20 protein-coding genes are annotated in these 21,405 nt (G+C 72.1%); 8 read left to right on the top strand and 12 right to left on the bottom strand.

The features are described from left to right. Positions 1 to 95 precede the first annotated feature (95 nt). Both AB0C19_RS03595 and AB0C19_RS03590 read right to left on the bottom strand, forming a co-directional pair. Positions 96 to 3,014, bottom strand: a complete 2,919-nt coding sequence (locus AB0C19_RS03595) for a hypothetical protein (RefSeq protein ID WP_357178797.1) — start codon at positions 3,012 to 3,014, stop codon at positions 96 to 98. A gap of 2 nt (positions 3,015 to 3,016) precedes the next feature. Beyond that, positions 3,017 to 4,804 carry an HSP90 family protein gene (locus AB0C19_RS03590; RefSeq protein ID WP_357178794.1) on the bottom strand — a complete coding sequence of 596 codons (1,788 nt, stop codon included), beginning with the start codon at positions 4,802 to 4,804 and terminating at the stop codon, positions 3,017 to 3,019. Positions 4,805 to 4,925: 121 nt separating this feature from the next. On the opposite strand from AB0C19_RS03590, the gene AB0C19_RS03585 reads away from it, so the two are divergent. Then, a complete protein-coding gene (locus AB0C19_RS03585) occupies positions 4,926 to 6,149 on the top strand; it encodes an MFS transporter (RefSeq protein WP_357178791.1) in 1,224 nt (407 codons plus the stop codon). Here the strand turns inward: AB0C19_RS03585 and AB0C19_RS03580 are convergent. Then, on the bottom strand, positions 6,146 to 7,303 hold the full coding sequence (locus AB0C19_RS03580; protein WP_357178788.1) for an FAD-dependent oxidoreductase: 1,158 nt from the start codon (positions 7,301 to 7,303) through the stop codon (positions 6,146 to 6,148). The genes AB0C19_RS03585 and AB0C19_RS03580 overlap by 4 nt on opposite strands. Positions 7,304 to 7,408: 105 nt before the next feature. Here AB0C19_RS03580 and AB0C19_RS03575 point away from each other — a divergent pair, with 105 nt between their 5' ends. The 3 genes from AB0C19_RS03575 (at position 7,409) to AB0C19_RS03565 (ending at position 9,799) form a co-directional block, all read left to right on the top strand. After that, complete coding sequence (locus AB0C19_RS03575) at positions 7,409 to 7,990, top strand: TetR family transcriptional regulator (protein ID WP_357178785.1); 582 nt, start codon at positions 7,409 to 7,411, stop codon at positions 7,988 to 7,990. Between the two features lie 70 nt (positions 7,991 to 8,060). Continuing rightward, positions 8,061 to 8,609, top strand: a complete 549-nt coding sequence (locus AB0C19_RS03570; protein WP_357178782.1) for a SigE family RNA polymerase sigma factor — start codon at positions 8,061 to 8,063, stop codon at positions 8,607 to 8,609. Next, positions 8,606 to 9,799, top strand: coding sequence for a hypothetical protein (locus AB0C19_RS03565; RefSeq protein ID WP_357178779.1), 1,194 nt, complete (start codon positions 8,606 to 8,608; stop codon positions 9,797 to 9,799). The genes AB0C19_RS03570 and AB0C19_RS03565 overlap by 4 nt, the downstream gene beginning before the upstream one ends. Positions 9,800 to 9,903: 104 nt before the next feature. Here the strand turns inward: AB0C19_RS03565 and AB0C19_RS03560 are convergent, their stop codons facing one another. The 7 genes from AB0C19_RS03560 to AB0C19_RS03530 all read right to left on the bottom strand — a co-directional run bounded on the left by AB0C19_RS03560 (position 9,904) and on the right by AB0C19_RS03530 (position 16,862). Then, the gene (locus AB0C19_RS03560; RefSeq protein ID WP_238687655.1) at positions 9,904 to 10,806 is read right to left on the bottom strand and encodes a sulfurtransferase; all 903 of its coding nucleotides are present in this window, start codon (positions 10,804 to 10,806) and stop codon (positions 9,904 to 9,906) included. Positions 10,807 to 10,898: 92 nt separating this feature from the next. Continuing rightward, positions 10,899 to 12,257 carry a hypothetical protein gene (locus AB0C19_RS03555; protein WP_357178774.1) on the bottom strand — a complete coding sequence of 453 codons (1,359 nt, stop codon included), beginning with the start codon at positions 12,255 to 12,257 and terminating at the stop codon, positions 10,899 to 10,901. A 129-nt stretch (positions 12,258 to 12,386) separates the two neighbouring features. Then, positions 12,387 to 12,833 (bottom strand): hypothetical protein, encoded by a 447-nt coding sequence (locus AB0C19_RS03550; protein ID WP_238687653.1) that lies wholly within the window; start codon positions 12,831 to 12,833, stop codon positions 12,387 to 12,389. A 2-nt stretch (positions 12,834 to 12,835) separates the two neighbouring features. After that, positions 12,836 to 13,603, bottom strand: coding sequence for an SGNH/GDSL hydrolase family protein (locus AB0C19_RS03545; protein WP_238687704.1), 768 nt, complete (start codon positions 13,601 to 13,603; stop codon positions 12,836 to 12,838). 173 nt (positions 13,604 to 13,776) lie between these two features. Continuing rightward, entirely contained in the window at positions 13,777 to 14,913 is a 1,137-nt protein-coding gene (locus tag AB0C19_RS03540; RefSeq protein ID WP_357178769.1) for a hypothetical protein, read from the bottom strand. A gap of 216 nt (positions 14,914 to 15,129) precedes the next feature. After that, the gene (locus AB0C19_RS03535) at positions 15,130 to 16,335 is read right to left on the bottom strand and encodes a hypothetical protein (RefSeq protein WP_266304093.1); all 1,206 of its coding nucleotides are present in this window, start codon (positions 16,333 to 16,335) and stop codon (positions 15,130 to 15,132) included. Next, a complete protein-coding gene (locus tag AB0C19_RS03530) occupies positions 16,332 to 16,862 on the bottom strand; it encodes a SigE family RNA polymerase sigma factor (RefSeq protein ID WP_112726603.1) in 531 nt (176 codons plus the stop codon). Before AB0C19_RS03530 ends, AB0C19_RS03535 begins: the two co-directional genes overlap by 4 nt. A 140-nt stretch (positions 16,863 to 17,002) precedes the next feature. Between AB0C19_RS03530 and AB0C19_RS03525 the strand changes: the two genes are divergently transcribed. From AB0C19_RS03525 to AB0C19_RS03510, 4 genes are read left to right on the top strand one after another with little or no spacing between them, the layout of a single operon-like run. Further along, a complete protein-coding gene (locus AB0C19_RS03525; RefSeq protein WP_357178764.1) occupies positions 17,003 to 18,772 on the top strand; it encodes a proline--tRNA ligase in 1,770 nt (589 codons plus the stop codon). A gap of 57 nt (positions 18,773 to 18,829) precedes the next feature. Beyond that, positions 18,830 to 19,255: a CBS domain-containing protein gene (locus tag AB0C19_RS03520; RefSeq protein ID WP_030487636.1), complete on the top strand. Its 426-nt coding sequence runs from the start codon at positions 18,830 to 18,832 to the stop codon at positions 19,253 to 19,255. A gap of 35 nt (positions 19,256 to 19,290) precedes the next feature. Then, positions 19,291 to 19,719: a SufE family protein gene (locus AB0C19_RS03515; RefSeq protein ID WP_238687650.1), complete on the top strand. Its 429-nt coding sequence runs from the start codon at positions 19,291 to 19,293 to the stop codon at positions 19,717 to 19,719. Positions 19,720 to 19,739: 20 nt separating this feature from the next. Further along, the gene (locus AB0C19_RS03510) at positions 19,740 to 20,381 is read left to right on the top strand and encodes a DsbA family oxidoreductase (protein ID WP_357178759.1); all 642 of its coding nucleotides are present in this window, start codon (positions 19,740 to 19,742) and stop codon (positions 20,379 to 20,381) included. Positions 20,382 to 20,455: 74 nt separating this feature from the next. Here the strand turns inward: AB0C19_RS03510 and AB0C19_RS03505 are convergent, their stop codons facing one another. Both AB0C19_RS03505 and AB0C19_RS03500 read right to left on the bottom strand, forming a co-directional pair. Further along, the gene (locus AB0C19_RS03505) at positions 20,456 to 21,004 is read right to left on the bottom strand and encodes a YbaK/EbsC family protein (protein ID WP_112601232.1); all 549 of its coding nucleotides are present in this window, start codon (positions 21,002 to 21,004) and stop codon (positions 20,456 to 20,458) included. A 95-nt stretch (positions 21,005 to 21,099) separates the two neighbouring features. Then, positions 21,100 to 21,294 (bottom strand): hypothetical protein, encoded by a 195-nt coding sequence (locus tag AB0C19_RS03500; protein ID WP_030331904.1) that lies wholly within the window; start codon positions 21,292 to 21,294, stop codon positions 21,100 to 21,102. Positions 21,295 to 21,405 lie beyond the last annotated feature (111 nt).

The following is a 21,405-nucleotide window of genomic DNA, read 5'->3' as shown; positions in this document are numbered from 1 at the left end:
AAGCCTAGACCGCGAAGAGCCCGCGATGGTTGCCGGTCAGTTCCGTCCGCCCCGGGCCGGGCCGCCCCTGACCTGGCCAGGGGCGGCCGGCGAGATCAGTCGTCCTCGTCCAGGTCGTGCTCCGCGCGCAGCGCGGCCGCTTCCGCGGGTCGATCGAGCAGATCCAGCGCCCGAGCCAGCAGCCAGGCCGTCTGGCGAACCTGCCGCGAGGCGGCCGGCAACCCACCGAGCACGCGGCGCAGCAGGGGCTCCGCCTCGGCCGGCCGGTCCAGGCGCAGCAGCAGCTCACCGATCAGGGCTTCCACCTGGGCGGCCTCGCCGAACGCCTCGATCGAGCGCAACCGGTCCGGCACCCCGCTGAGCCGGGCCAGGGCCTCGTCCAACCGGTCCTGCCCGGTGAGCACACGTGCTCCGGCCTCGGCCGCCATCGCCAGCTCGTACAGCACCGGCGGTTCGGCCTGCCCGGCCAGCTTCGCCGCCAACCCGTCCACCACCTCGACGGCGTGCAACGCCGCGTCCCGGTCGTCGGCCCAGAACCAGGCGTACGTCTCCCGCCGGCGAGCGCGCAGCTCGTCCAGCGGCAGGTCACCGAGCCGGTACGCCTCAGCCGCGGCGGCGAACCGCTCGCCCGCCGCGGCGTCCCGGTCGGCGTCGTAGAGGATCCCGCCGGCCTCCTCCAGCACCTGCGCCCGGTGCGGAAGGTTGTCCGGGCCGTCCAGATTGCTGGCCAACTGCTCCAACAGGGCCAACGCGGGGTCGATCTCACCAAGCCCGGCGTAGACGCCGGCCAGGAGGTGCCGGCAGCGGTCGGCCTCCGCCTGGGCGCCCAGCCGATCCAGACCGAGCACTGCCTCCTCGGCGACCTCGGCCGCCTCGGCGAGCCGACCCACCATCCGGTACGCGTTCGCCAGCTCCCACCGCAGGAACGCGTCCCCCTCGGCGCCCCGCTCCACGCACAGCGTCACCGCCTCGACGAAGTCGTCCACCGCGTCCGGGGCCCGGCCGGCCGCCAGCAACGCTCGGGCGCGGGTGACCCGGACCGGCAGTTCCGCGTCCGCCGTGGCCGCCTCCAACGCCTCGTCGCAGGCGGCCACGGCGTCCGCCGGATCGTCGACAAGCCGCGCGTACGCCAGGCCGGCGCCTGTGACCACCTCGCCGACACCCAGCTCCCGGCCGATCCGGCGTGCCTCGTCGACTGCCGCGCGGGCCTCGTCGACGCGGTCCAACTGCTCCAGCAGGTGCCCCCGGTGCAGTGCGATCCGGGCCGCCAGGTGCCGATCGCCGCCCGCGTCGGCCGGTACCCGGTCGAGGGCGGCGAGCGCTTCCGCCCAACGCTCGCGGTGCAGCAGCGCCAACGCCACCCGGTCGTGTCCGGCCGCCCGCTGCTGGGCGTCGCCGAGCCGGTCCAGGACCTCGGCCGCCTCCCGGACCAGCAGCAGGCCTTCCTCGGTGTCCTCGTCGGACCGGGTCAACAGCACGCCGAGCCGCCCGGCGACCGTCTGGGCGGCCACCTCCTCGTCCGCCTTCCGGTACAGCTCCAACGCCGCCCGATTCAGGGTGATCGCACCCTCGATGTCGTCCTCGTCGCCACGCTCCGACGCGCGCAGCGCCAGCCGGTGCGCGGACGTGCGGGCGGGCAGCTCGGCGGAGCCGAACCGGTCGTCGAAGGCGACCAGCGCCGCGCGGAAGGTGGACAGGTCGTGCTGGCCCCAGCTCTGCTCCGCGAGGTTCAGCAGATCGTCCGGGCCGGCGTCGGCGGGCACGGTCACGGTCACGGTCACGGTCACGGTCACGGGCACGGTCACGGCGGATCGTTCATCCTTACCGCTTCGCACCCGCTCGGCTAGCTCGCTGGACGACGCTGGTGCGTTGGGCTCCTCCCCGACCGGACGGGTCCGGCGGGTCGGGCGGCGGCGGACGCTCGCGGACAGCGGCACATGCTCCCCGCTCGCCTGCACGGCCAGCCGACGAGCGACCCACTCCGACTGGTGGCTCGTGCCGTTACGAGCGTCGAAGCGGGCGGCCAGACCGGTCGCGGTCTCGGCCAGCTCGTCCGCCAACGACGCCGCCGACACCTCGGCGGCCGACCGGCCGTCGGCGGCCCGGCGGTACACCGTCGACGGGCCGGCCTGACGCAGCGCGGCGGCGGCCGCCGCCGCGAAGTGCATGGCGGCGGCCGGCGACGGTGGCCGGTCCAGCCAGTCCAGGTGCCGCTCGACCAGCTCGATCGCCCGCGCCTCGTTGCCGGTCAGCGTGCAAAACTCGATGTGGTCCGCGACGTCCCACAGGTTGGCGAGGTTGCCGCGCAGCCGCCGGTACGCCTCCCGGTGCGCGTCCCGCGCCTCCTCGGCCCGCCCGGTCCGCAGGTACGGCAGGAGCAGTGCGGTGAGGATCGACTGCGGCTGCTCGTTGCAGTTGAGCCGGCCGGCGAGCACCGGCTCGGCCAGCTCCACCGCCTCCACGTCCCGCCCGGTGTCGGCGAGGTAGCCCACCTGGCTCGTGGGGTCGCAACCGGCGCAGTCGGACAGGCCGTCGCGCGGGGTGGTCTGCCAGAGCCGGTACCAGTGCGCAGCGGCCTCGACGTCGCCCACGTGGTCGGCGACCCGGAACCGGTGCTTGTGCACGGCCTGCAGGCTGTGCCCACCGGCGCGGTAGCGGCGTTCCATGTCGTCCAGCACGGCGTACGTGCGGTCGAGCGGCACCTCCGGGAAGTTCAACAGGCCGTTGATCATGTACTTGAAGTGCCAGAGCAAGTTGTGCAGGTGACGCTGGTGGTACGGCTGCGGGTCACCGTCGAACTCGGACAGACACCAGGAGAAGGTCACGAAGGACTTGGCCGGCTCACCGCCGTAGATGTAGCCGGTGGTGGCCTGCATCCGCGTAACGAAGGCAAGGTGCCGGTCATCGGCGGCGTCCACCCGGCGTAGCAGCTGCTCCAGGGCGGCGATCTGCCCCGCCCCGTACGGCATGTCGGAGATGCCGCGCAGCACCCGCCACAGATCCTCGTCGCTCATGCTCACTCCCGTCCCGGGACAGCCCGGCCGAGCAGGCCGAGGAAGGAATCGTTCAGCAACGCCGCGTCGGCGGCGCGGATCGGATGGTGGCCGAGCAGCAGCGCCTGCCCGTACAGCGCCTCGATGGCCAGACCGACCAGCTCCGGGTCGCTCAGCATGGTCACCCGCCGGACCAGCGGGTTGCGGTGGTTGAGCACCAACTGCGGGCGGTCCGGCGGGGCGGTGGCGGCGAGCGCGTCGAGCACTCCACCCCACAGCTCGTCGGCCCGGTCCCGGCTGGCGGCGAGCTGGTCGTTGAACGCCGCCGACCGGCTGACCAGGTAGAGCGCGGGCAGCGAGACCGGGTCGTACGCCCGGATGACCACCTCGCAGCCGGACCGCTCGACGGCCCGCTGCGCCGCCGCGAGGAACGGCCGCAGCGCCATCTCCACAGGCGGGTCGAGCGCGTCGAACCGGGTGGTGAGGTCGCTCGGCTCCAGCCGCTCGATGAGCACCGAGCGGTCCACCACCGGCAGCCGCTCGATCAGTTCGGTGTCGTACGTGTAGCCGGCGTTGACCACCGCCAGGTCCTGCGCGGCGGCCACCGCGGCGAGCTGGCGGAACTCGTCGAGGCTGGCCGCGTAGCGGACCACGCCGTGGCGTTCGCGGAACTCGGCGAGGGTGAGCGTGCCGACGTTGGTGTCCATCGGCCACCACTTGTCGACCAGCCGGAGCATCTCGTCGTCGTGCAGCGCCAGGGCCTTCACCCCGAGGTGGTGCACCTGGAGGAACTCGGCCAGCCGGTGCGGGTCGTGCCGGGCCAACCGGACCAGCCAGCCGCGCACCTGGTCGCCGAGCGCCTCCCGGGTCGCCGTCAGCAGGGTGTCCTCGTAGAGGGCCTCCCGGCTGGCGGTCGGGCGCAGCTCGGTCGCGTCCACCACACAGTGCGCGAAGAACGCCCACTCCGGCAGCAGCCCGTCGGCGTTCTCGGTGAGCAGCATCCGCTTGAGGTAGACGCGGTGCCCGGCCCGGGCCGCCGGGTTCACCGGCGTCGGCAGGATGACGGCGACACCGGTCAGCCCGGCCTCCGGCACGGCCAGCGGCAGGACGTCGAACGGGTCCACGCCGAGCGTCTCCCGGGCGTACCGGATCAGCGCCGCGCGGTCCAGTGGCGCACCCGGCGTGGTCGGCCAGGGCGGCTCCCCGGTGGTGGTGACGACGTCGCCGACGCGGACGGTGACCGGCAGCAGCGCGCCGAAGAGCCGGGCCAGGTCGGTGACGGTAGCCGTGGTGAACCACTGGTCGGCGTCGCGGCGGGGCACCAGCGTGACAGTGGTGCCCGGCTCGGTGCGGGCGGCCTCCGGCGGGGCCACGGTGACCGCGTAGCGGCCGTCGGCGTACCCGGTCCAGCGAACAGTGGGGTTGTCGCCGTGCCGGGTGAGCACCTGGATCTCGTCGGCCACCAGGAAGCAGGAGAGCAGACCGATTCCGAACTGACCGAGGAACTCGTGCCGGGAGAAACCAAGCTCGTCGCGCTTCGAGCTGCGGCCGATGGTGGCCAACAGCTCGTGCACCTGCGCCTCGGTCAGGCCGATGCCGGTGTCGTGCACCCGTAGCGTGCCGTCGCCGGTGCTGTCCGGGGGTTCGATGCGTACCAGCGCCGGCGCGTCCGGCTCGGTCCTGCGTCGGGCGGTGATCGCGTCCACCGCGTTCTGGAGCAGCTCGCGGACGTAGACCCGCGGGCTGCCGTAGAGGTGATGACTGAGCAGGTCAACCACGCCACGTAGGTCGACCTGGAAAGTGTGATCCACGCCTGTTGTCTCCCCGGTCCCGATGCCGGCGCTCACCGTACCGATGATCACCGACAGGCGCGGTCCCCTTTAGCCCCGGCGGCTTGACCCTCGACCCGGTCGAACCGGCACGGTCGCCGGCATGACTTCCTCCGCTCTGGGCCGGGACTTCCGGCTCCTGTGGTCCGCGGCCGTCTCGTCCCGGTTCGGGGACGCGCTGCGTACCCCGGCACTGGCCCTGCTGGCCGCGACGGTGACCCGCGATCCGCGGATCATCGCGGCGGTCACAGTGGCCGGGCAGTTGCCGCCGCTGCTCTTCGGCCTGCTCGGCGGCGTGTACGCGGACCGCTGGGACCGCCGTCGGACGATGGCGCTGGTCGACGGGGTACGCGCGGGCGTGGTTGCCGCGCTGGCGGTGGTGGTCGCGCTCAACCGGGTCAGCGTGCTGGTGCTGCTGGTGGCGGCGTTCCTGCTCGCCACGTTGGGCACTCTCTTCGACTCCGCCTCGTTCGCGCTGCTCCCCGCGCTGGTGCCGCCGGACGCGCTGCCCCGGGCGAACGGCCGGCTCCAGGCGGGGTCGGCGGTGGCCGGTGGCTTCCTCGGGGCGCCCGCCGCCGGTGTCCTGTTCGCCGCCGCCCCGGCCCTTCCGTTCGCGCTCGACGCCATCACCTTCGCGGCGGCCGCAGTGCTCGTGCTGGCCCTCAGCCCGCGTCCCGCCATCACCACAGCGACGGCGCGACGGCGCGGCTCGGTGTGGAGCGAGATCGTCGACGGGCTGCGTTGGCTGCTGGCGCACCGGACCCTGTGGCGGGTCACGCTGCTCACCGCCGCGAGCAACCTGGCGATCAGCGGGATCATGGCGGTGCTGGTGCTCTACGCGTTGGACGTGCTCCGGGTGCCGCCGGCCGGGTACGGGCTGTTCGCCGCCGCCGCCATCGTCGGGGGTGTGGCGGGGGCGCTCGGGGCGGGGCGGCTCGCCGCCCGGCTCGGCACGGTGCCGGCGCTGCGTGCGGTGCTGGCCGTGGAGACCGTCGCGCTGACCGGGTTCGCGCTGGCTCGGCATCCGGTGTCGGGCGGGATCGCGCTGGCCGTCTTCGCCGGCGGCACCGTGGTGTGGAACAGCCTGTGGGCGTCGTTCGGGCAGCGGCAGGTGCCGAGCGAATTGCTGGGCCGGGTCGGTGCGGCCCAGCGGATGGTCGGTCTGCTTACCGCACCGCTCGGGGCGGCGCTCGCCGGATTGGCCGCCGCGGCGTACGGCACAACGCCGGTGGCGGGCGCGGCGGCGGCGACGTTCGCGCTGGTCACCGTCGCCGCGTGGCGGACGCTGCGACCGGCCACGCCCGCTGTGTCGAGCCGCGCGGGCTAGCCCGGCGTCCGCTCCCGGTGCGACAGCCCGGACAGGCGCAGCGCGATGCGTCGGCGGGCCGGTGGGACGGCACCGAGCAGCCGGAGCAGCACGTCGCGGGCGGGCCGACGAGCCGGGGAGACAGCGGCCATCCTGGTCAGCCCGGCGGCGAAGCTCAGCACGTCCTCGGCCATCGGCCGCTGCCGGGCGGTGTAGTCGTCGAGCAGCGTCTCCGGGCCACCGTCGAGCACGTCCGCCACTGCGGTGCCGAGCGCTACCGCGTCGCAGATTCCGAGGTTCATGCCCTGCCCACCGGCCGGGCTGTGCACGTGCCCCGCGTCGCCGGCCAGCAGCACCGGCCCGGCCCGGAAGGTGTCGGCGATCCGGTGGTGCACCCGGAACCGGGAGCCCCAGAGCACCTCGGTCACCCGGTCGGGTCGTCGCGCCGGGCCGCGCTCGTCGAGCAGCGCCTGGAGGTAGGCCGCGTCCGGTTCGGCCGGGGCGCTCGCCACGGCGGCGACCAGCCGGACCACCCCGCCGGGCAGTGGTGCCCAGACCAGCGGCCCGGGGCGGGCGAGGAAGAGCGCCGCCTCGTCGCGGGGCAGCACGCTGCGCACCCGCACGTCGGCGAGCACGAAGGACTCCTCGTCGCTGTCGCCGGTGAAGCCGATGCCGGCCAACTGCCGGACCGTGCTGTGCAGGCCGTCCGCACCAACCACGAACCGGGCCCGCAGCGCCTCGTCGTCGACCTGCGCGAGCATGCCGTCACCGGCCTGGCTCAGCCCGGTGAGCTTGCACGGCCGTCGTACCTGGACACCGAGTTCCGCCAACTTCTCGGTGAGCACGGCCTCGGTGACCGCCTGGGAGACCAGCAGCGCGTAGGGGAAGCGGGATGGCAGCTCGTGGAACGGCACGGACAGCAGCACCCGGTCCCGGTCGCGCACCGTGAAGCGCGGCGTCCGCACCGCCTGGGCAATCAGCGGCGCCGCGGCGTCGATCCGGTCCAGCACCTCCAGGGTGTACGCGTGCACGACAGCGGCGCGGGAGGTCGTCGGCGGCGCGGCCATCCGGTCCAGCACCGTCACCTCGACCCCGCGCCGGGCCAGCGTCAACGCGGTGGCGAGACCGGTGGGGCCGGCGCCCACCACCAGGACGTCGGTGCTCGTGGGCAGCATGGCCACCTCCAGAAACCGTTGCCAACACCTGTTGGCAAACATGTGTTGGCAACGCTAGGGCCACCTGGATTGCGTGTCAACACTTGTTGGCCTACGGTCGTTGGCATGACGCCGTCCGCGCAGTCGACCCAGCCCCGCCGCTCCGACGCCACCCGGGCGGCGATCCTGCGAGCGGCCCGGGAACGGTTCGCCGCGGACGGCTACGAGCGCGCCACGATCCGGGCCATCGCCGCCGACGCCCAGATCGACCCGTCGATGGTGATGCGCTACTACGGCAGCAAGGAAGGGCTCTTCGCGGCGGCGGCCGAGTTCGACCTACGCCTGCCCGACCTGACCTCGGTGCCGCCCGCTCGACTCGGTGAGGTGCTGGTCCGGCACTTCCTCGCCCGCTGGGAGGGCGACGAGACCCTGGTGGCACTGCTGCGGGCCGCCAGCACCAACCCCGGCGCTGCCGAACGCATGCGCGGCATCTTCGCCGACCAGCTCACCGCCGCCGTTGCCACGTTCGGCAGCGACCCGACGCTGACCGCCCGACGGGCCGGCCTGGTGGCCAGTCAGATCCTCGGCCTCGCCTTCACCCGGTACATCGTCCGCCTGCCGCCCATGGTGGACACCACGCCGGACGAGATGGTCGCCTGGATCGCGCCGACGCTTCAGCGCTATCTGACCGGAACGCCGCCGAGCTGACCCAACCTTTTGCCGCCTCCCGTGCGTCTGCCAGGTGACGCGTACAGCACGACGGCCGGGAGGGGGGCGGATGGCGCCGACGAGGGACGACGGACGCGACGGCTACCTCGCCTTCGTGGAGAACCACCAGCACCGGCTACTCCGCGCGGCCTACCTGATCTGTGGCAACCGGCATCAGGCCGAAGACCTCCTCCAGGACGCGCTGCTCAAGCTGGCGCTGCGCTGGTCCTCGGTCCGCGACGGCGACCCCTCCGCGTACGTGCGGGCCATCCTCTACCGCGACTCGGTGTCGTGGTGGCGTCGCCGACGGCGGGAATGGCTCAGCGCCGCACCGCCGGACCAGGTGGCCCACGACCGTGACGGCGCGTTACGGCTGACGATGCACGACGCGCTGGGCCTGCTGCCACCGCGCCAGCGGGCCGTGCTGGTGTTGCGCTACTACGAGGACCTGACCGAGGTCGCCACCGCCGAGGCGCTCGGGGTGACGGTCGGCACCGTGAAGAGCCAGTGCCATGCGGCGCTGCGCCGACTCCGCGAGGTCGCCCCGGACCTCGCCCGCGATGCCCGGCCGAGCCGAGGCTCGGCCGATCTGGCCAGCGGCCTGGAGGTGAACCCGTGAACGAGCAGGACTTGCGTCGGCTGCTGACCGTCAGCGTCGAGGACGTGCTCCCCAGCCAGCCGGCCACCGCCGGATGGGATCGGGCGCGGCGTACCCGGCGTACCCGGCGGGCCGTCGCAGTGGTCGCCCTGGCCGTGGTGCTGGTCGGTGGCGGCACGGTGGCGGCGCTGCGACCGCCCACCGACCCGGCGCCGGCCCCTCCGGTCGGCCCCACTGTCACCCCGACCGTCGACCCCTCCCACGCGGGTCCAGTGCAGAAACCGCCCGCCGAGCTGACCTACCCGCCCGATCCGTTGGCCAAGCTCGGCGACCCGGCGACAGTGCCGCTCTCCGAGCGACCGGTCCAGCAGGCACTGGCGCTGTTCCAGCCGGTTGACGAGGAGTATCACGCCGACGGCCCGGTGCGGGTGCTCGGCAACGACGGCGTGGTGCGCAGTCTGGATGTGGTGACGCTGGCACCGACCCGGGACGCGGGCGGTAACGAGGCGCCTGCGCTGAAGCCGGGAGTGCTGTCGCCGGACGGCCGGTCGGCAGCGTTCGCGCAGACCAAAGAGCTGATCATGATCGACCTCACCACGGCGGCGGTCCGCCGGATACCGCTCGACGGCTACCTGGAGTTGGTGGTGTGGGCCCACGACCGGGTACTGGTCGGAGGCGACGACCGGACGTACGCGGTGGACCGTGTCACCGGGGCGGCCAGCACGATCGACGTGTCGACCTGGGAGTTGATCGCACCCGACCCGGCCGCCGGCCGTGAGGCCGCGTTGATCGACGTCTACGGCGAACGGACCAGCCTGAAACTACGCAGCCGGACCGCCCGGGAGGGCGAACTCCGCTCCGAACAGCCGGTAAACACCTCGGCGCTGCCCTCGCCCTATCAGGTCAACGAGTTCTACGGCCGGGGCTGGCTGCACGGCGAGCGCCTGGCGCGGGCGGCCTGGATCACCAGCAGCGAGATCGACGGCGCCGAGGGGGCGGCAGTGCTGGACGCGCGGACCGGCGCCGTGCTCCACCTGCTCGACCTGGGCCGGGAGCGCGGCAAGGGCTGCTGCGAGGTGCTGGGCTGGGACAACAAGGGCGCGGTGCTACTCCGACTGGAACCGGCCGCCCTCGCCCGCTGGCACCCGGAGACCGGCGAGATCACCGGCATCGTCGGCGACCTGCGCGGCGTGTTCGCACTCGCCAGCTGACACGGGTCTCGACGTGATCGACTCGGGCTCATAGATGTCGCGGTGTCCCGGCGAGGGGGACAGCCCGACGTCAGGGAACCCGAGTCGATCACACGACGATCTGGTCAGACGGTCAGGCCGCCGGGCTGGTCGCCCTTGACGACTGGCGCCCGGACCAGGTTGCCCCACTCGGTCCACGAGCCGTCGTAGTTGCGCACCTGCGGGTAGCCCAACAGGTGCCGCAGCACGAACCAGGTGTGGCTGGACCGCTCGCCGATCCGGCAGTACGCGATCACGTCGTCGTCCGGGCTCAGCCCGAGCTGGTCGGCGTAGATGGCCTTCAGCTCGTCGGCGGACTTGAACGTGCCGTCCTCGTTGGCGGCGGACTTCCACGGCTTGCTGAGCGCGCCCGGGATGTGTCCACCGCGCAGCGCACCCTCCTGCGGGTAGTCCGGCATGTGCAGCATCTCGCCGGTGTACTCACCCGGCGACCGGACGTCGACAAGTGGCCGGCCGGAGGCGACGTGCGCCATGACCTGCTCACGGAAGGCCCGCAGCGGCGCGTCGTCGCGCAGCGGCACCGGATAGTCGGCGCGCGGGCGAGCCGGCTTGTCGCGGGTCACCTCGCGTCCCTCGGCGATCCACTTCTGCCGGCCGCCGTCGAGCAGTCGCACGTCGGCGTGACCGAAGAGCGTGAAGACCCAGAGGGCGTACGCGGCCCACCAGTTGAAGTTGTCGCCGTAGAAGACGACAGTGTCGCCCCGGCCGATGCCCTTCGCGGCACACATCTCGGCGAAGCTCTTGGCGTCCAGGTAGTCCCGGGTCACCTGATCGTTCAGATCCAGGTGCCAGTCGACCTTGACCGCACCGGGAATGTGACCGGATTCGTAGAGCAGCACATCCTCGTCGGACTCGACGACGACGAGGCCTTCATCGCCCAGATGCTCGGCCAGCCACTCGGTGGTGACCAGCCGCTGGGGGTCCGCGTACGACTGGAGGCGGGGATCGGGATCGTTCGGCACAGACATGATCCCCAAGGTACGCCGGATCGCCCGCCGCGACCGCTGTAACAGGACCGGCCCACCACCCGCACGGGATGGTGGGCCGGCCGATCGGCGGGTTACTGGTCGCCGGCCTGCGCCGGGTTGCTCGGCGGCAGATTGCCGACGAAGAAGATGAAGGACGTCGAACCCGACTGGGTGCCGTTCCGGTCGATGCTCCAGACGGTGAGCATGGTCAGCCCGGCCTTGGTCGGCGTCCAGGTCACCGACGCGGTGCCGTCGGCCGCCGCGGCCACGGTGCTGGTCACCGTGTTGAAGCTGTAGCGGTAGCTGACCACGTCAGGCTGGCGCGGGGTGAAGGTGAAGACACCGGGCACACCCGGCCCACCACTGGTGCCGCCCTGCCGATAGACAGTCGCGGTTATCTTCGGGGCGGTGGACAGCGCGAAGGTGCTCGCCGTGGTGGCGGTCACGCCATCGGCGGTCACGCTGGTCACGGAGAGCGTCCGGTTGCCGCCCCGGGTCGCGGTGACGGTCAGCGTGGCAGTGCCGTCGGCCGCCGCCTCCACCGTCTGCTCGGGGTCGCCGTCCAGGTGGAACCGGTAGCGGATCACACCCGCCATCTGCGGCTGCACGGTGAACGTGGTCGGCACGCCGATCTCGGTGAGTCTGCCGGTGACGATCGGCGCGACGTCGCTGGCCCGGAATTCGTACCGCGCCTCCGGCGACCTGTTCCCTGCCGCGTCCATGCTCCACACCACGAGAGTGTTGGGCCCCGCATCCGGGCGGAGCGTGACAGTGGCCGAGCCGCCGGGCTGGTCCGCCGGCACCGCGTGGACGCCGTCGCCGCCGAGCAGCTCATACCGGAAGCCGACCGCGTCCGGTGTCGCCGCCGCGTCGAAGGTGAACTGACCCGACAGCGCCGGGTGCCAGCCCTCGACCGGGAAGTCGGTGGAGGTGACGACCGGCGCGACCTCCGGGCCCTGGAAGTCGGTCCGGAGATAGCAGAGGCCACTCCACTCGCCGGTCGCCTGGCTGTCCGCCGCCCGGACCTGCCACGCGTACAACCGGTCGTGGGTGAGCGTTTCCCGTTCGAAGAGGCCGCTCTCCCGATCGCCTTCCCGAGCGTTGTACCCGAATCGCTCGATCCGAGCCGTCGGCTCGTCAACCGGCCAGAGCGCGAAGGTCGCGGTCAACCGGTCGGTGCCACCGTTCTCGTCGACGTCCGGGTCGTGCAGGACGGCGGAGAGCGCCAGGTCGTCGTTCTGCCACAACTGGTACGGCTCGGCCGTCGTGCACGGCTCGCCGGAGGTGTGCAGCTCGGTCGGCACACCCGGCGGCTGGTTCAGCGCCTCGTTCGCTGCGGCCGGTGTGGCCGTGAGCGTGAGCGCCCCGGCGGCGACCGCAACGGAAAGCCCCATGGCCAGCAGTGCCCGGACCGGTCCTGCGGATGTCGTCGTGCCAGGTATGAGGGTCATCCCTCATCCACCTTTCCCCGATGTCCCCGCCTTCCGATCAGCGGGGGCAGCGGATGCTATCGAGGACGACGGACATCGGGCGACCCCGATTCGATCGATCGACTCCACAGTGGAGATCTTCCGACCTGTTCAGGCGCGACGGTGGGCGATCCGACCAGCGACGACTGTCACCAGACAGGCCCCGTCGACGCCGTGCACCGCGAGGTCGGCCCGCCCGGCCGACCGCAGCGTCGGCGCCACGGCGGTGGCCAGCACCAGCAGGTCACCGCGCTCGGCTGCGGCCCGCAGGGCGGGGTCGGCAAGGTGTTCCGCCAGCACCGCCGTCACCCCGGTACGCAGCAGCGCGTGCACCCGCTCACGCGGGGTCGGCGCGGGCGGAAGCGGACCGACGTGCAGCAGACCCGGCCCCAGCGTGCCGGGCCAGCGGCGAACTCGGGCGTTGGCGTACGCCGAACTCAGCTCGGCCAGCGGGCCGACGGCCTCGATCCGGTCGCCACTGACCAGCACGGCGTGGTCAGGCAACGACTCGCCGTCCCGGTCGCGGCGCAGCAGGGCCGCCGTGTGCAGGGTGATCATGCTCAGTCGACGAGCGGGCCGAGTTGCGGGCGCTTCGCCGTCACAGTGTCGCCGGACGACCGACCGGTCAACCGCCGCTTCACCCAGGGGGCGAGGTACTGACCGGCCCACCGCAGGTCGGAAGCGCGGGCGGCCAGCCACGGCGACGGCGACGGGTGCGGCGGAACCATCAGCCACTCCTCGTCGCAACCAACCCCGAGGGCGTTCAACACCTGCCCGGCGACCCGGCGATGCCCGGCCGGGGAGAGGTGCAGCCGGTCGGTGCTCCAGAGCATGGGGTTGAGGAACGTGTCGTCGGCGTACAGGTCGACCATGATGGCGCCGTGCCGCTCGGCGGTCTCACCGACCGCCTGGTTGAGCAGCTGCACCCGGGGGGCGACGAGGCGTTGGCCGGGGAGTCGGGCCATCACGTCCGCGAACCGGAAGAGGAGCACGTCCGCGCCACCCGAGCGCAGTTGCCGGACCACCTCGTCGAAGCGGGCGACCAGCGTGTCCGGGTCGAAGGTGCGCCGCAGCACATCGTTGCCACCGGCCGCGAAACTGATCAGGTCGGGCTTCATCGCGACGGCGGAGGGCACCTGCTCGGCGACCACGCTGGGAAAGAGCCGGCCCCGGATGGCCAGGTTCGCGTACCGGAAGTCGGGCCCCGCGTCGGCGGCGAGCCGGGTCGCCACCAGGTCCGCCCAGCCCCGGAAGGTCCCGTCCGGGTACGCGTCGTCCATACCCTCGGTGAAGCTGTCCCCGACCGCGACAAAACTGCGCCAGCGCACCCGCGCCTCCCTCACGCCACTCGTTGCCTGCGGCGACCAGTCTGTCACCGCAGGAACGCCCGGCACCGCCCCGAATCCACTACGTGTCGGAGGTCATTGCACAGACGACGGGCGGAACCGGCCACCCCCGTGAGTGGCCGGTCCCTCGTACCCGGTGACGCTGCACCGGGAGCTCAGCCCAGCAGAGCACCCCACGGCTGGCCGGCAGGCACCGACGCGGTGGCCAGCACCCGGCCACTGGCGGCGTACCGGACCAACCGGTACGCCGGCGCGCCGTCGGCCGGCGTCGCCGCGTTGATCTGCACCACCAGGCCGCCGTCGGCCAGGACGACCCCGTCGACGGCTTCGCCGTGCCCGGTCGCCTGCTTCCACGCCGAGTCCAACGGCGTCAGCTCGGTGACGGCCCCGCTGACCGCGTCGAGCCGGTAGTTGCGGAACCGCTCGCTGCACCCACATCCCCCGGGGCTGGTCGTGTGGGCGCTGATCACCAGCGTCCGGCCGTTGCCGGAGACCGCCGCCACCCCACCAATGACGAGGCCGGCGGGGAGGCGCGGGCTGATCGCACGTCGGACGCCTCGCTCGTCCCCGATGGCCACGGTCTGCGCGCCGACCTGGGCGATCCATCCGCCGGACACCGTCGGGCACTTCGGGTAGTGGGTGGCGAGCACCTTCTGCCCGGTCCCGTCGGCGTTGACCGCGATGAGCGTCAGCTCCTTCTCCCGCCCCAGGCCGTACAGCACCCGCCCGGAGTCGAGCCAGCTCGGCGCGCAGGTCTGCTGGCCCTGGGTCGGGATGACGTGCCGCTTCGTGCCGTCGAACGCGCTGATCACCAGCCGGCGGGCGGACCCTTCCACCCAGGCCGCCCGTCGGCCGTCCGGCGAGACGGCGAGCGGGCCGTTGAGGGCTTTGCCGTTCTCGGGACGGCCCGAACGCACCACCTGCCACGTCCCAGCAGGGGTACGCCGCCAGATCCGGGCCGGGTCGGTCTGCTTCTGGCCGTGCTCCTCGGCGGTGTACCAGGTGAGCTGCGGCCACTGCGTCGAGCCGACCGCCGGGCGGGCCGGCGCGACAGCCGGGGCCGCATCCGGCACGGAGCCGCCGGTGCCGGCGGCCGAGGTGTCGCCGGCCGAGGGAGCGGCGGCGGCGGTGGCGGTGGCCGATTCGGCCGGAGCGGGCGCGGCCTTCGGGTCGGCGGTGCCGCAGGCAGCCGCACCGAACGCCAGAAGCAGCAGGGCAGCGGTACCGGCGAGCGCACCGGAACGACGGGCCGAGGCGGGACGGGTGGTGTGGGTAAACGGGCCGAGGTTCATCGTTTCCATCCTTTGTGGAGGCTCACAGTGCCTGGCACCACCCAAGACGAGCCCCTGGCCCTGGCGAGTTGCCGCCGCAGCGCGCTACTACCTGACAGTCGGATCCGCTCGCACCGGCAACCTTTTCCGCAGTTCACCGACCGTGATCAACACCGACTGGCCGGCGGTGCAAGGGCGGGCCACCCGAGGGTGACCCGCCCGTCTCGCGCCGATCGGTCAGTCGACGACGGCCAGGATCTGCTCGTTCTTCAGACTCGCCGGCTCAGCGGTCTCAGAGATCTTCCTGCCGTCCTCGTCCACCAGCAGCAGCGCGTACCCGCTGCCGGCCTTGACCCGCACGACCATCGAGCCGTCCGACTGGAAGTAGACCTGTTCCAAGGTGCGCCCACCCAACGGCAACGAGACCTGCTTGCCCGTACGGGTGTCCAACACCACATTGGCCCGCAGATCACGCGCGAGGTTGCCGTCGTCCTCACCGAGTTTCATTCGCAGCAGGGCGATCCGGGAGCCGTCCGGGGAGAGACTAGCGATGTCGTTGCTGTGCCAACCGTCGAGGGAGAAGCCGGGGATGGCTCGCTTCTTCGTGCCGTCCGTGCCGTAGAGCACGACCCCGGCATCGACCGTGACCCCGACATCGGTGGTCATGGCGATGGTCTTACCGTCCGCCGACCAGACGGCATGGCAGGCCGAAGGTTCGGTGCGCCACCAGCGCACCGTCCTCTTCTCGGAGCGCGTATCCAATAATCCGAACCGGCCATGACCACCGCCTGGCAAATCCACGCGGAACAGCAACTGCCGCCCGTCTGGGGACCAGGCCGGAGTGACGCAGTACGGGTCGACCTCCGAGCGCATCTTCTGTTTGTTCGACCCGTCGACGTTGGCGATGTAGAGGTCGCCGCTGTCCTCGGCATCCTCGCCCGACCAGGCCACCCGGCGGCCATCCGGCGACACGTTCACGTTGAGGATCGCTGCTGTGTGCGGCAGCTCCATGAGTCGCACCGGGCTCTCACCCGGACGCCATGACCGCAGATTCCCGTTCTCGCCGACGGGGTTCCTGGCGGGGCCGTAGAAGAGCTTGCCGAACTGCACGGACGGGGTGTTCGTGCCCGTTCCGCCGCTGGGTGGGGCGCCGGGGGTGTCGCCGGCGCTGGTGGAGGGCGTCGGGGTGGGGGACGCCGACGGCGTCGGAGTCGCGGTGACCGACGGGGTGTCGGCGGGCAGCGGGGTCGGGGACTGGTCCGGTCGGATGGCAAAGGCGGTACCGGCCGCCGCGGCGATCAGCACCAGCGCGGCTGCCGACGTGGCCACCGCCCGTTGGATGCCGAGCCGGCGGGACGTACGCAGGGTCCGGTCCCGCAGGTCGACCGAGGTGACCTCGTCGGCCAGGGCGGTCAAATCGAGCCGGAGGCGCTGGTCGTTCATCGGGTACTCCCTTCCAGGACGTACAGCTCGGCGAGTTCGGGTGCGACGGTGCGCAGCCTGGCCAGTGACTTGGCCGTCTGGCTCTTCACGGTGCCGATCGTGACGCCGAGCAGGTCCGCCGCCTCCGCCTCGGTGCGGTCCTCGAAGAACCGCAGCACCAGCACGGCACGTTGCTTCGGGGAGAGCTTCGCCAGTGCCGCCCGCAGGGTGAGCCGCAGACTGGTCTGGTGGGCGTGGTCCGGGGCCGAGTCGCCTCCGCGTGGCTCGGGCAGGTCGCCCGGCATCGACTCGGGTACCCGGCGCCGACGCCACCAGGACACCTGTAGGTGGTACATGGTCTTGCGGGTGTACGCCTCGGCGTTGCCGCTGTGGTGCAGGCTGTTCCAGGAGCGGTGGGTCCGGGCCAGGGCCGACTGGACGAGGTCCTCGGCCAGGTGCTGGTCGCCGGTGAGCAGGTAGGCCGAGCGCAGCAACGCTGGCGTGCGGGTACGGACGAACGAGTCGAACTCACTCAGCAGAGGGTCCACACGGGCCAATCCTTCAGGTCGGGGTACGAGGACTTGGTGTCCTTGCAGACGCCAGCAACGGCGCCGATGGTTGCCGGCATCGGGTCCGCTCGGATCGAAATGGATCGCTCATCCTGTCGCACCGGCCGTAGGCTGCGCGGATGCTGCTACGCATGTCGACCCTGTTGCTGCGGACCCTGCGCGAGGATCCGGCCGACGCGGAGGTGCCGAGCCATCGGCTGCTGCTGCGCGCTGGCTACATCCGTCGTGCCGCACCGGGCGGCTACACCTGGCTGCCGCTGGGCAAGCTGGTGCTTGATCGGATCACCGAGGTCGTCCGCGCCGAACTGGTGGCGATCGGCGACCAGGAGGTGCACTTCCCGGCGCTGCTGCCCGCCGAGCCGTACCGCACGAGTGGCCGGTGGACGGAGTACGGCGACGACATCTTCACCCTCGCCGACCGGCGCGGTGCCGAGCACCTGTTGGCGCCCACCCACGAGGAGATGGCGGCGCTGCTGGTCAAGGACCTGTTCACCTCGTACCGGGACTTCCCGGTGACGCTGTTCCAGGTGCAGACGAAGTTCCGCGACGAGGCGCGGCCTCGGGCCGGGTTGCTGCGCGGCCGGGAGTTCCTGATGAAGGACGCGTACTCCTTCGACCTGGACGAGGCGGGGCTACGGGAGGCGTACGGGCGGCATCGCGCCGCGTACCGGCGGATCTTCGACCGGTTGGGGCTGGACTACACGGTGGTGCAGGCGATGTCCGGAGCGATGGGCGGCTCCGCGTCGGAGGAGTTCCTGGCGGCGACGCCGGTCGGCGAGGACACCTTCGTGGGCTGCACCTCCTGCGATTTCGCGGCGAACACCGAGGCGGTGGCCACCCGGGTGCCGAGCGCCGGTGACCCGAGCGCGCAGCCGGCCGTCGAGGTGCACGACACTCCGGAGACTCCGACGATCGCCAGCCTGGTGGAGTTGGCGAACGCGCGCCAATTGGGCGGTCGGGCCGGCTGGACCGCCGCCGACACCCTGAAGAACGTCGTGTTGTCAGCTCGTCAGCCGGGTGCCGACCGGGCCGAACTCCTGGTCGTCGGGCTGCCCGGTGACCGGGAGGTCGACCTGAAGCGGGTCGGTGCCGCGCTGCACCCGGCACAGGTGACCGTCTTCGACGAGTGGGCCGAGCATCCGGAGCTGGTTCGCGGCTACATCGGCCCGCAACTGCTCGACAAACTGGGCATCCGCTATCTGGTCGACCCTCGGGTGGTGACCGGGTCTGCCTGGCTGACCGGAGCGAACGAGTCGGGCCGACACGCGACCGACGTGGTGTGCGGACGGGACTTCACCCCCGACGGCACCATCGAGGCGGCCGACGTCCGCGCCGGCGACCCCTGCCCGGAGTGCGAGGCGGGCGAGCTGACCATTCGGCGGGGCATCGAGATCGGGCACATCTTCCAGCTCGGCCGCCGCTTCACCGACGCCTTCGCTGTCGACGTGCTCGGGCCGGCCGGCAAGCCGGTCCGGCCGACGATGGGCTGCTACGGCATCGGGGTTTCCCGGGCGGTGGCGGCCGTGGCCGAGCAGCACCACGACGACCGGGGACTGGTCTGGCCGGCGGCGGTCGCGCCGTGTGACGTACACCTGGTGGTTGCGGGCAAGGGCCCGCAGCTCGACGCGGCGCTGGAGCTCGGCGGGCGTCTCGCCGCCGCCGGCCTGCGGGTGCTTGTCGACGACCGCACGCACGTCTCGGCCGGGGTCAAGTTCACCGACGCCGAGCTGATCGGCATCCCCCGGGCCGTCGTGGTCGGCCGCCGGCTCGCCGAGGGGTACGTCGAGCTGCGCGAGCGGGCCGGCGACGGGCGCACCGAGTTGCCGCTGGACGGTCTGGTGGATCGACTCGTCCACGAGGTACGCCAGGTTCGTGCGAGCCTGGTGTAGCTGCCGCGTCACGGGGTAGTGCTGTCGGATCGGGTGGAAACGTCTTCGGAGGCTCTCATGACCGGTTACCGGGTCAGTGACGTGATGACCAAGCAGGTCGTGTACCTGCCGGCCGAGACCACCCTGGACGAGGCGGCCAGGGTGATGAAGGAGGCCGACATCGGTGATGTGGTGGTCACCGACGGCGCCAGCCTCGCCGGCATGCTCACCGACCGGGACATCGTGGTGCGGGCCGTGGCGGAGAACAGCTCCCCCGCGGCCACCACCATCGGTTCGATCGTCACCCGCGAGGTCGTCATGATCGAGCAGCACTGCACTGCGGGTGAGGCGGCGGCGCTCATGCGGGATCGGGGCATCCGGCGGGTGCTGGTCTGTGACAGTGACCGCAAGCTGGTGGGGATCGTCTCGCTCGGTGACCTGGCCATGCAGCTCGACCCCACCAGCGCGCTCAGCGAGATCAGCGAGCAGTCACCCACCGTGTGACCGGGGCTCCCGCACGACGGCGGTAGCCTCGACGCATGGCTGACATGCCGGCCCGACTGGCCGAGATCGTCGACGAGTTCGCCGCCGCGCCGCGCGACCTGGTTCTGGAGCTGCTCCTGGAGTACTCGGACGTGCTCCCGGCGCTGCCGGAAGGCACCGCGGAGCGCGAGGGCATGGAACAGGTGCCCGAGTGTCAGACGGCGTTCTTCCTGCGCGCCCGCGTGACCCCGGAACGCACAGTGGAGACGCTCTTCGACTGCCCGCCGGAGGCGCCCACCACCCGAGCGTTCGCCGGGATCCTCGCCGAGGGGTTGGCGGGGGCGAGCGCCGAGCAGGTGCTGGCCGTGCCGGACGACCTGTATCAGCGGATGGGGCTGGCGCAGGCGATCAGCCCGCTGCGGATCCGTGGCGGCACGGCGATCCTGGGCCGTCTCAAGCGGCAGATCCGGGAACAACTCGGCTGACCGCGAGGTTGCCACCGATCATGGAGATCGAGATCTACGCGGACGTCATCTGCCCGTGGTGCTACATCGGCAAGCGCCGCCTGGATGAGGCCCTCGCCAGCTACGAGGGCGAGGTGACGGTCCGCTACCGACCGTTCCAGCTCGACCCGTCGCCGGTGGCGCAGCCCCTGCCCCTGGTGCAGGCGCTCGCCGGAAAGTTCGGTGGTCCGGAGCGCGCCCGGCAGATGGTCGACCACGTGACCCAGGTGGCGGCGGCCGACGGGCTGCGGCTCGACTACGACCGCGCGGTGATCGCCAACACCTTCGACGCGCACCGGCTGGTCTCCTGGGCGACCGACCAGGGCAGGGCGGCGGAGATGGTGGAGGCGCTCTACCAGGCGCACTTCAACAACGGGGTCGACGTCGGCTCGCGGGAGGCGCTGGCCACCCTGGCCGGTGAGATCGGTCTCGACGCGGCCGACGCGCGCCGGTTCCTCGACTCCGACGAGCGCGTCTCCGACGTCGCCGCCGGTCTGGCCGCCGCCCGGGATCTGGGCATCACCAGCGTGCCGACCTTCGTGCTGGCCGGGAAGTACGCGGTTTCCGGCGCGCAGGAGGTGCAGACGTTGCTTGCCGCGCTCGCCGAGGTCGAGCAGCGCGAGTCGGCCGCCCACTCACACTGAGTCACCAATGGCCGGGCGTCCGGCATCGATGATCACGATGTTTCACGTGCAACAACATTGATGCCGATGCCTGGTCAGACCGGCCTGGCCAGCCCTTCCACCACCTGGGCTCCCGGCAGCGCGCCCAATGCCGGCCCCGGCAGCGCTATCTTGCTGTGCCGTACGCCGGACCCGACGATCACGTGCGGTGTGGCGATGACCCGCGCGTCCACCAGGATCGGCCACTGCGCCGGCAGCCCGATCGGGGTGATGCCGCCGTACTCCATGCCGGTCAACTCGACAGCGTCGTCCATCGGGGCGAAGCTCGCCTTGCGGACGTCCAACGCCCGGCGGGCCACCCCGTTCACGTCGGCCCGGGTGGTGGCCAGGACGATGCAGGCGGCGTAGCGGACCACGCCCTCACGCTTGCCCGCCACCACGACACAGTTGGCCGACACGTCCAACCCCACCTCGTACGCCGCGCAGAACGCCGCGGTGTCGGCGAGGTCCGCGTCGATCGGCGCGACCAGCACGTCGTTGACGTCCACCGGCGCGTCGGCCGGCCACTGCGCGATGGCCTCCGCTACCGGCGGGGCGAGCAGATCCAGGCGGGCGCGGGCCGGTTCGGTCTTCAGCGTTCCCATCACGGGTGCGATCCTCGCATCCGCGACGCTGAACCGCCCAGCGGCTCCCCGGCCTCCCGGCGACGCCACCGGACCGGGCCGGATCGATCCGGCGCTCAACTGCCCGCGAGGAACGCGTTGTCGCGCATGAAGGAGCGGTCGCGGGCAGCCGCCAACTCCTCCTCGCGCTGAGCCTTGGCCCGTTGCAGCTCCAGATCCTCGAACGCGTGCCGGACACCCAGCCGGATCACGCCGTAAAGGAAGACGAAGCCGAAGACGTAGAGGATCACAGTGGTGACGACAGCGAACATGGCGTCACGGTAAGACGAACGTGAACCGTTGTTGCTCTCATTTCCGCCCGGTTCCCCCGTACGTGTCGGCCAGGTGGTCGGCGGCGGGCGGCTGGCGGCTGGCGGCCGCTG

The organism is Micromonospora sp. NPDC048842 (genome assembly GCF_040649935.1).
Classification (GTDB): Bacteria; Actinomycetota; Actinomycetes; order Mycobacteriales; family Micromonosporaceae; genus Micromonospora; species Micromonospora hortensis.
Note: the sequence above shows the minus strand (reverse complement) of the source record. Positions and strands in the feature narration are given on the sequence as shown.

Coding starts and splice junctions, on each gene's coding strand:
- AB0C19_RS03595 (WP_357178797.1), bottom strand. CDS start 3,014: ATGAGCGACGAGGATCTGTGGCGGGTGCTGCGCGGCATCTCCGACATG.
- AB0C19_RS03505 (WP_112601232.1), bottom strand. CDS start 21,004: ATGGGAACGCTGAAGACCGAACCGGCCCGCGCCCGCCTGGATCTGCTC.
- AB0C19_RS03585 (WP_357178791.1), top strand. CDS start 4,926: ATGACTTCCTCCGCTCTGGGCCGGGACTTCCGGCTCCTGTGGTCCGCG.
- AB0C19_RS03575 (WP_357178785.1), top strand. CDS start 7,409: ATGACGCCGTCCGCGCAGTCGACCCAGCCCCGCCGCTCCGACGCCACC.
- AB0C19_RS03580 (WP_357178788.1), bottom strand. CDS start 7,303: ATGCTGCCCACGAGCACCGACGTCCTGGTGGTGGGCGCCGGCCCCACC.
- AB0C19_RS03540 (WP_357178769.1), bottom strand. CDS start 14,913: ATGAACCTCGGCCCGTTTACCCACACCACCCGTCCCGCCTCGGCCCGT.
- AB0C19_RS03560 (WP_238687655.1), bottom strand. CDS start 10,806: ATGTCTGTGCCGAACGATCCCGATCCCCGCCTCCAGTCGTACGCGGAC.
- AB0C19_RS03555 (WP_357178774.1), bottom strand. CDS start 12,257: ATGACCCTCATACCTGGCACGACGACATCCGCAGGACCGGTCCGGGCA.
- AB0C19_RS03515 (WP_238687650.1), top strand. CDS start 19,291: ATGGCTGACATGCCGGCCCGACTGGCCGAGATCGTCGACGAGTTCGCC.
- AB0C19_RS03570 (WP_357178782.1), top strand. CDS start 8,061: ATGGCGCCGACGAGGGACGACGGACGCGACGGCTACCTCGCCTTCGTG.
- AB0C19_RS03500 (WP_030331904.1), bottom strand. CDS start 21,294: ATGTTCGCTGTCGTCACCACTGTGATCCTCTACGTCTTCGGCTTCGTC.
- AB0C19_RS03525 (WP_357178764.1), top strand. CDS start 17,003: ATGCTGCTACGCATGTCGACCCTGTTGCTGCGGACCCTGCGCGAGGAT.
- AB0C19_RS03520 (WP_030487636.1), top strand. CDS start 18,830: ATGACCGGTTACCGGGTCAGTGACGTGATGACCAAGCAGGTCGTGTAC.
- AB0C19_RS03510 (WP_357178759.1), top strand. CDS start 19,740: ATGGAGATCGAGATCTACGCGGACGTCATCTGCCCGTGGTGCTACATC.
- AB0C19_RS03550 (WP_238687653.1), bottom strand. CDS start 12,833: ATGATCACCCTGCACACGGCGGCCCTGCTGCGCCGCGACCGGGACGGC.
- AB0C19_RS03535 (WP_266304093.1), bottom strand. CDS start 16,335: ATGAACGACCAGCGCCTCCGGCTCGATTTGACCGCCCTGGCCGACGAG.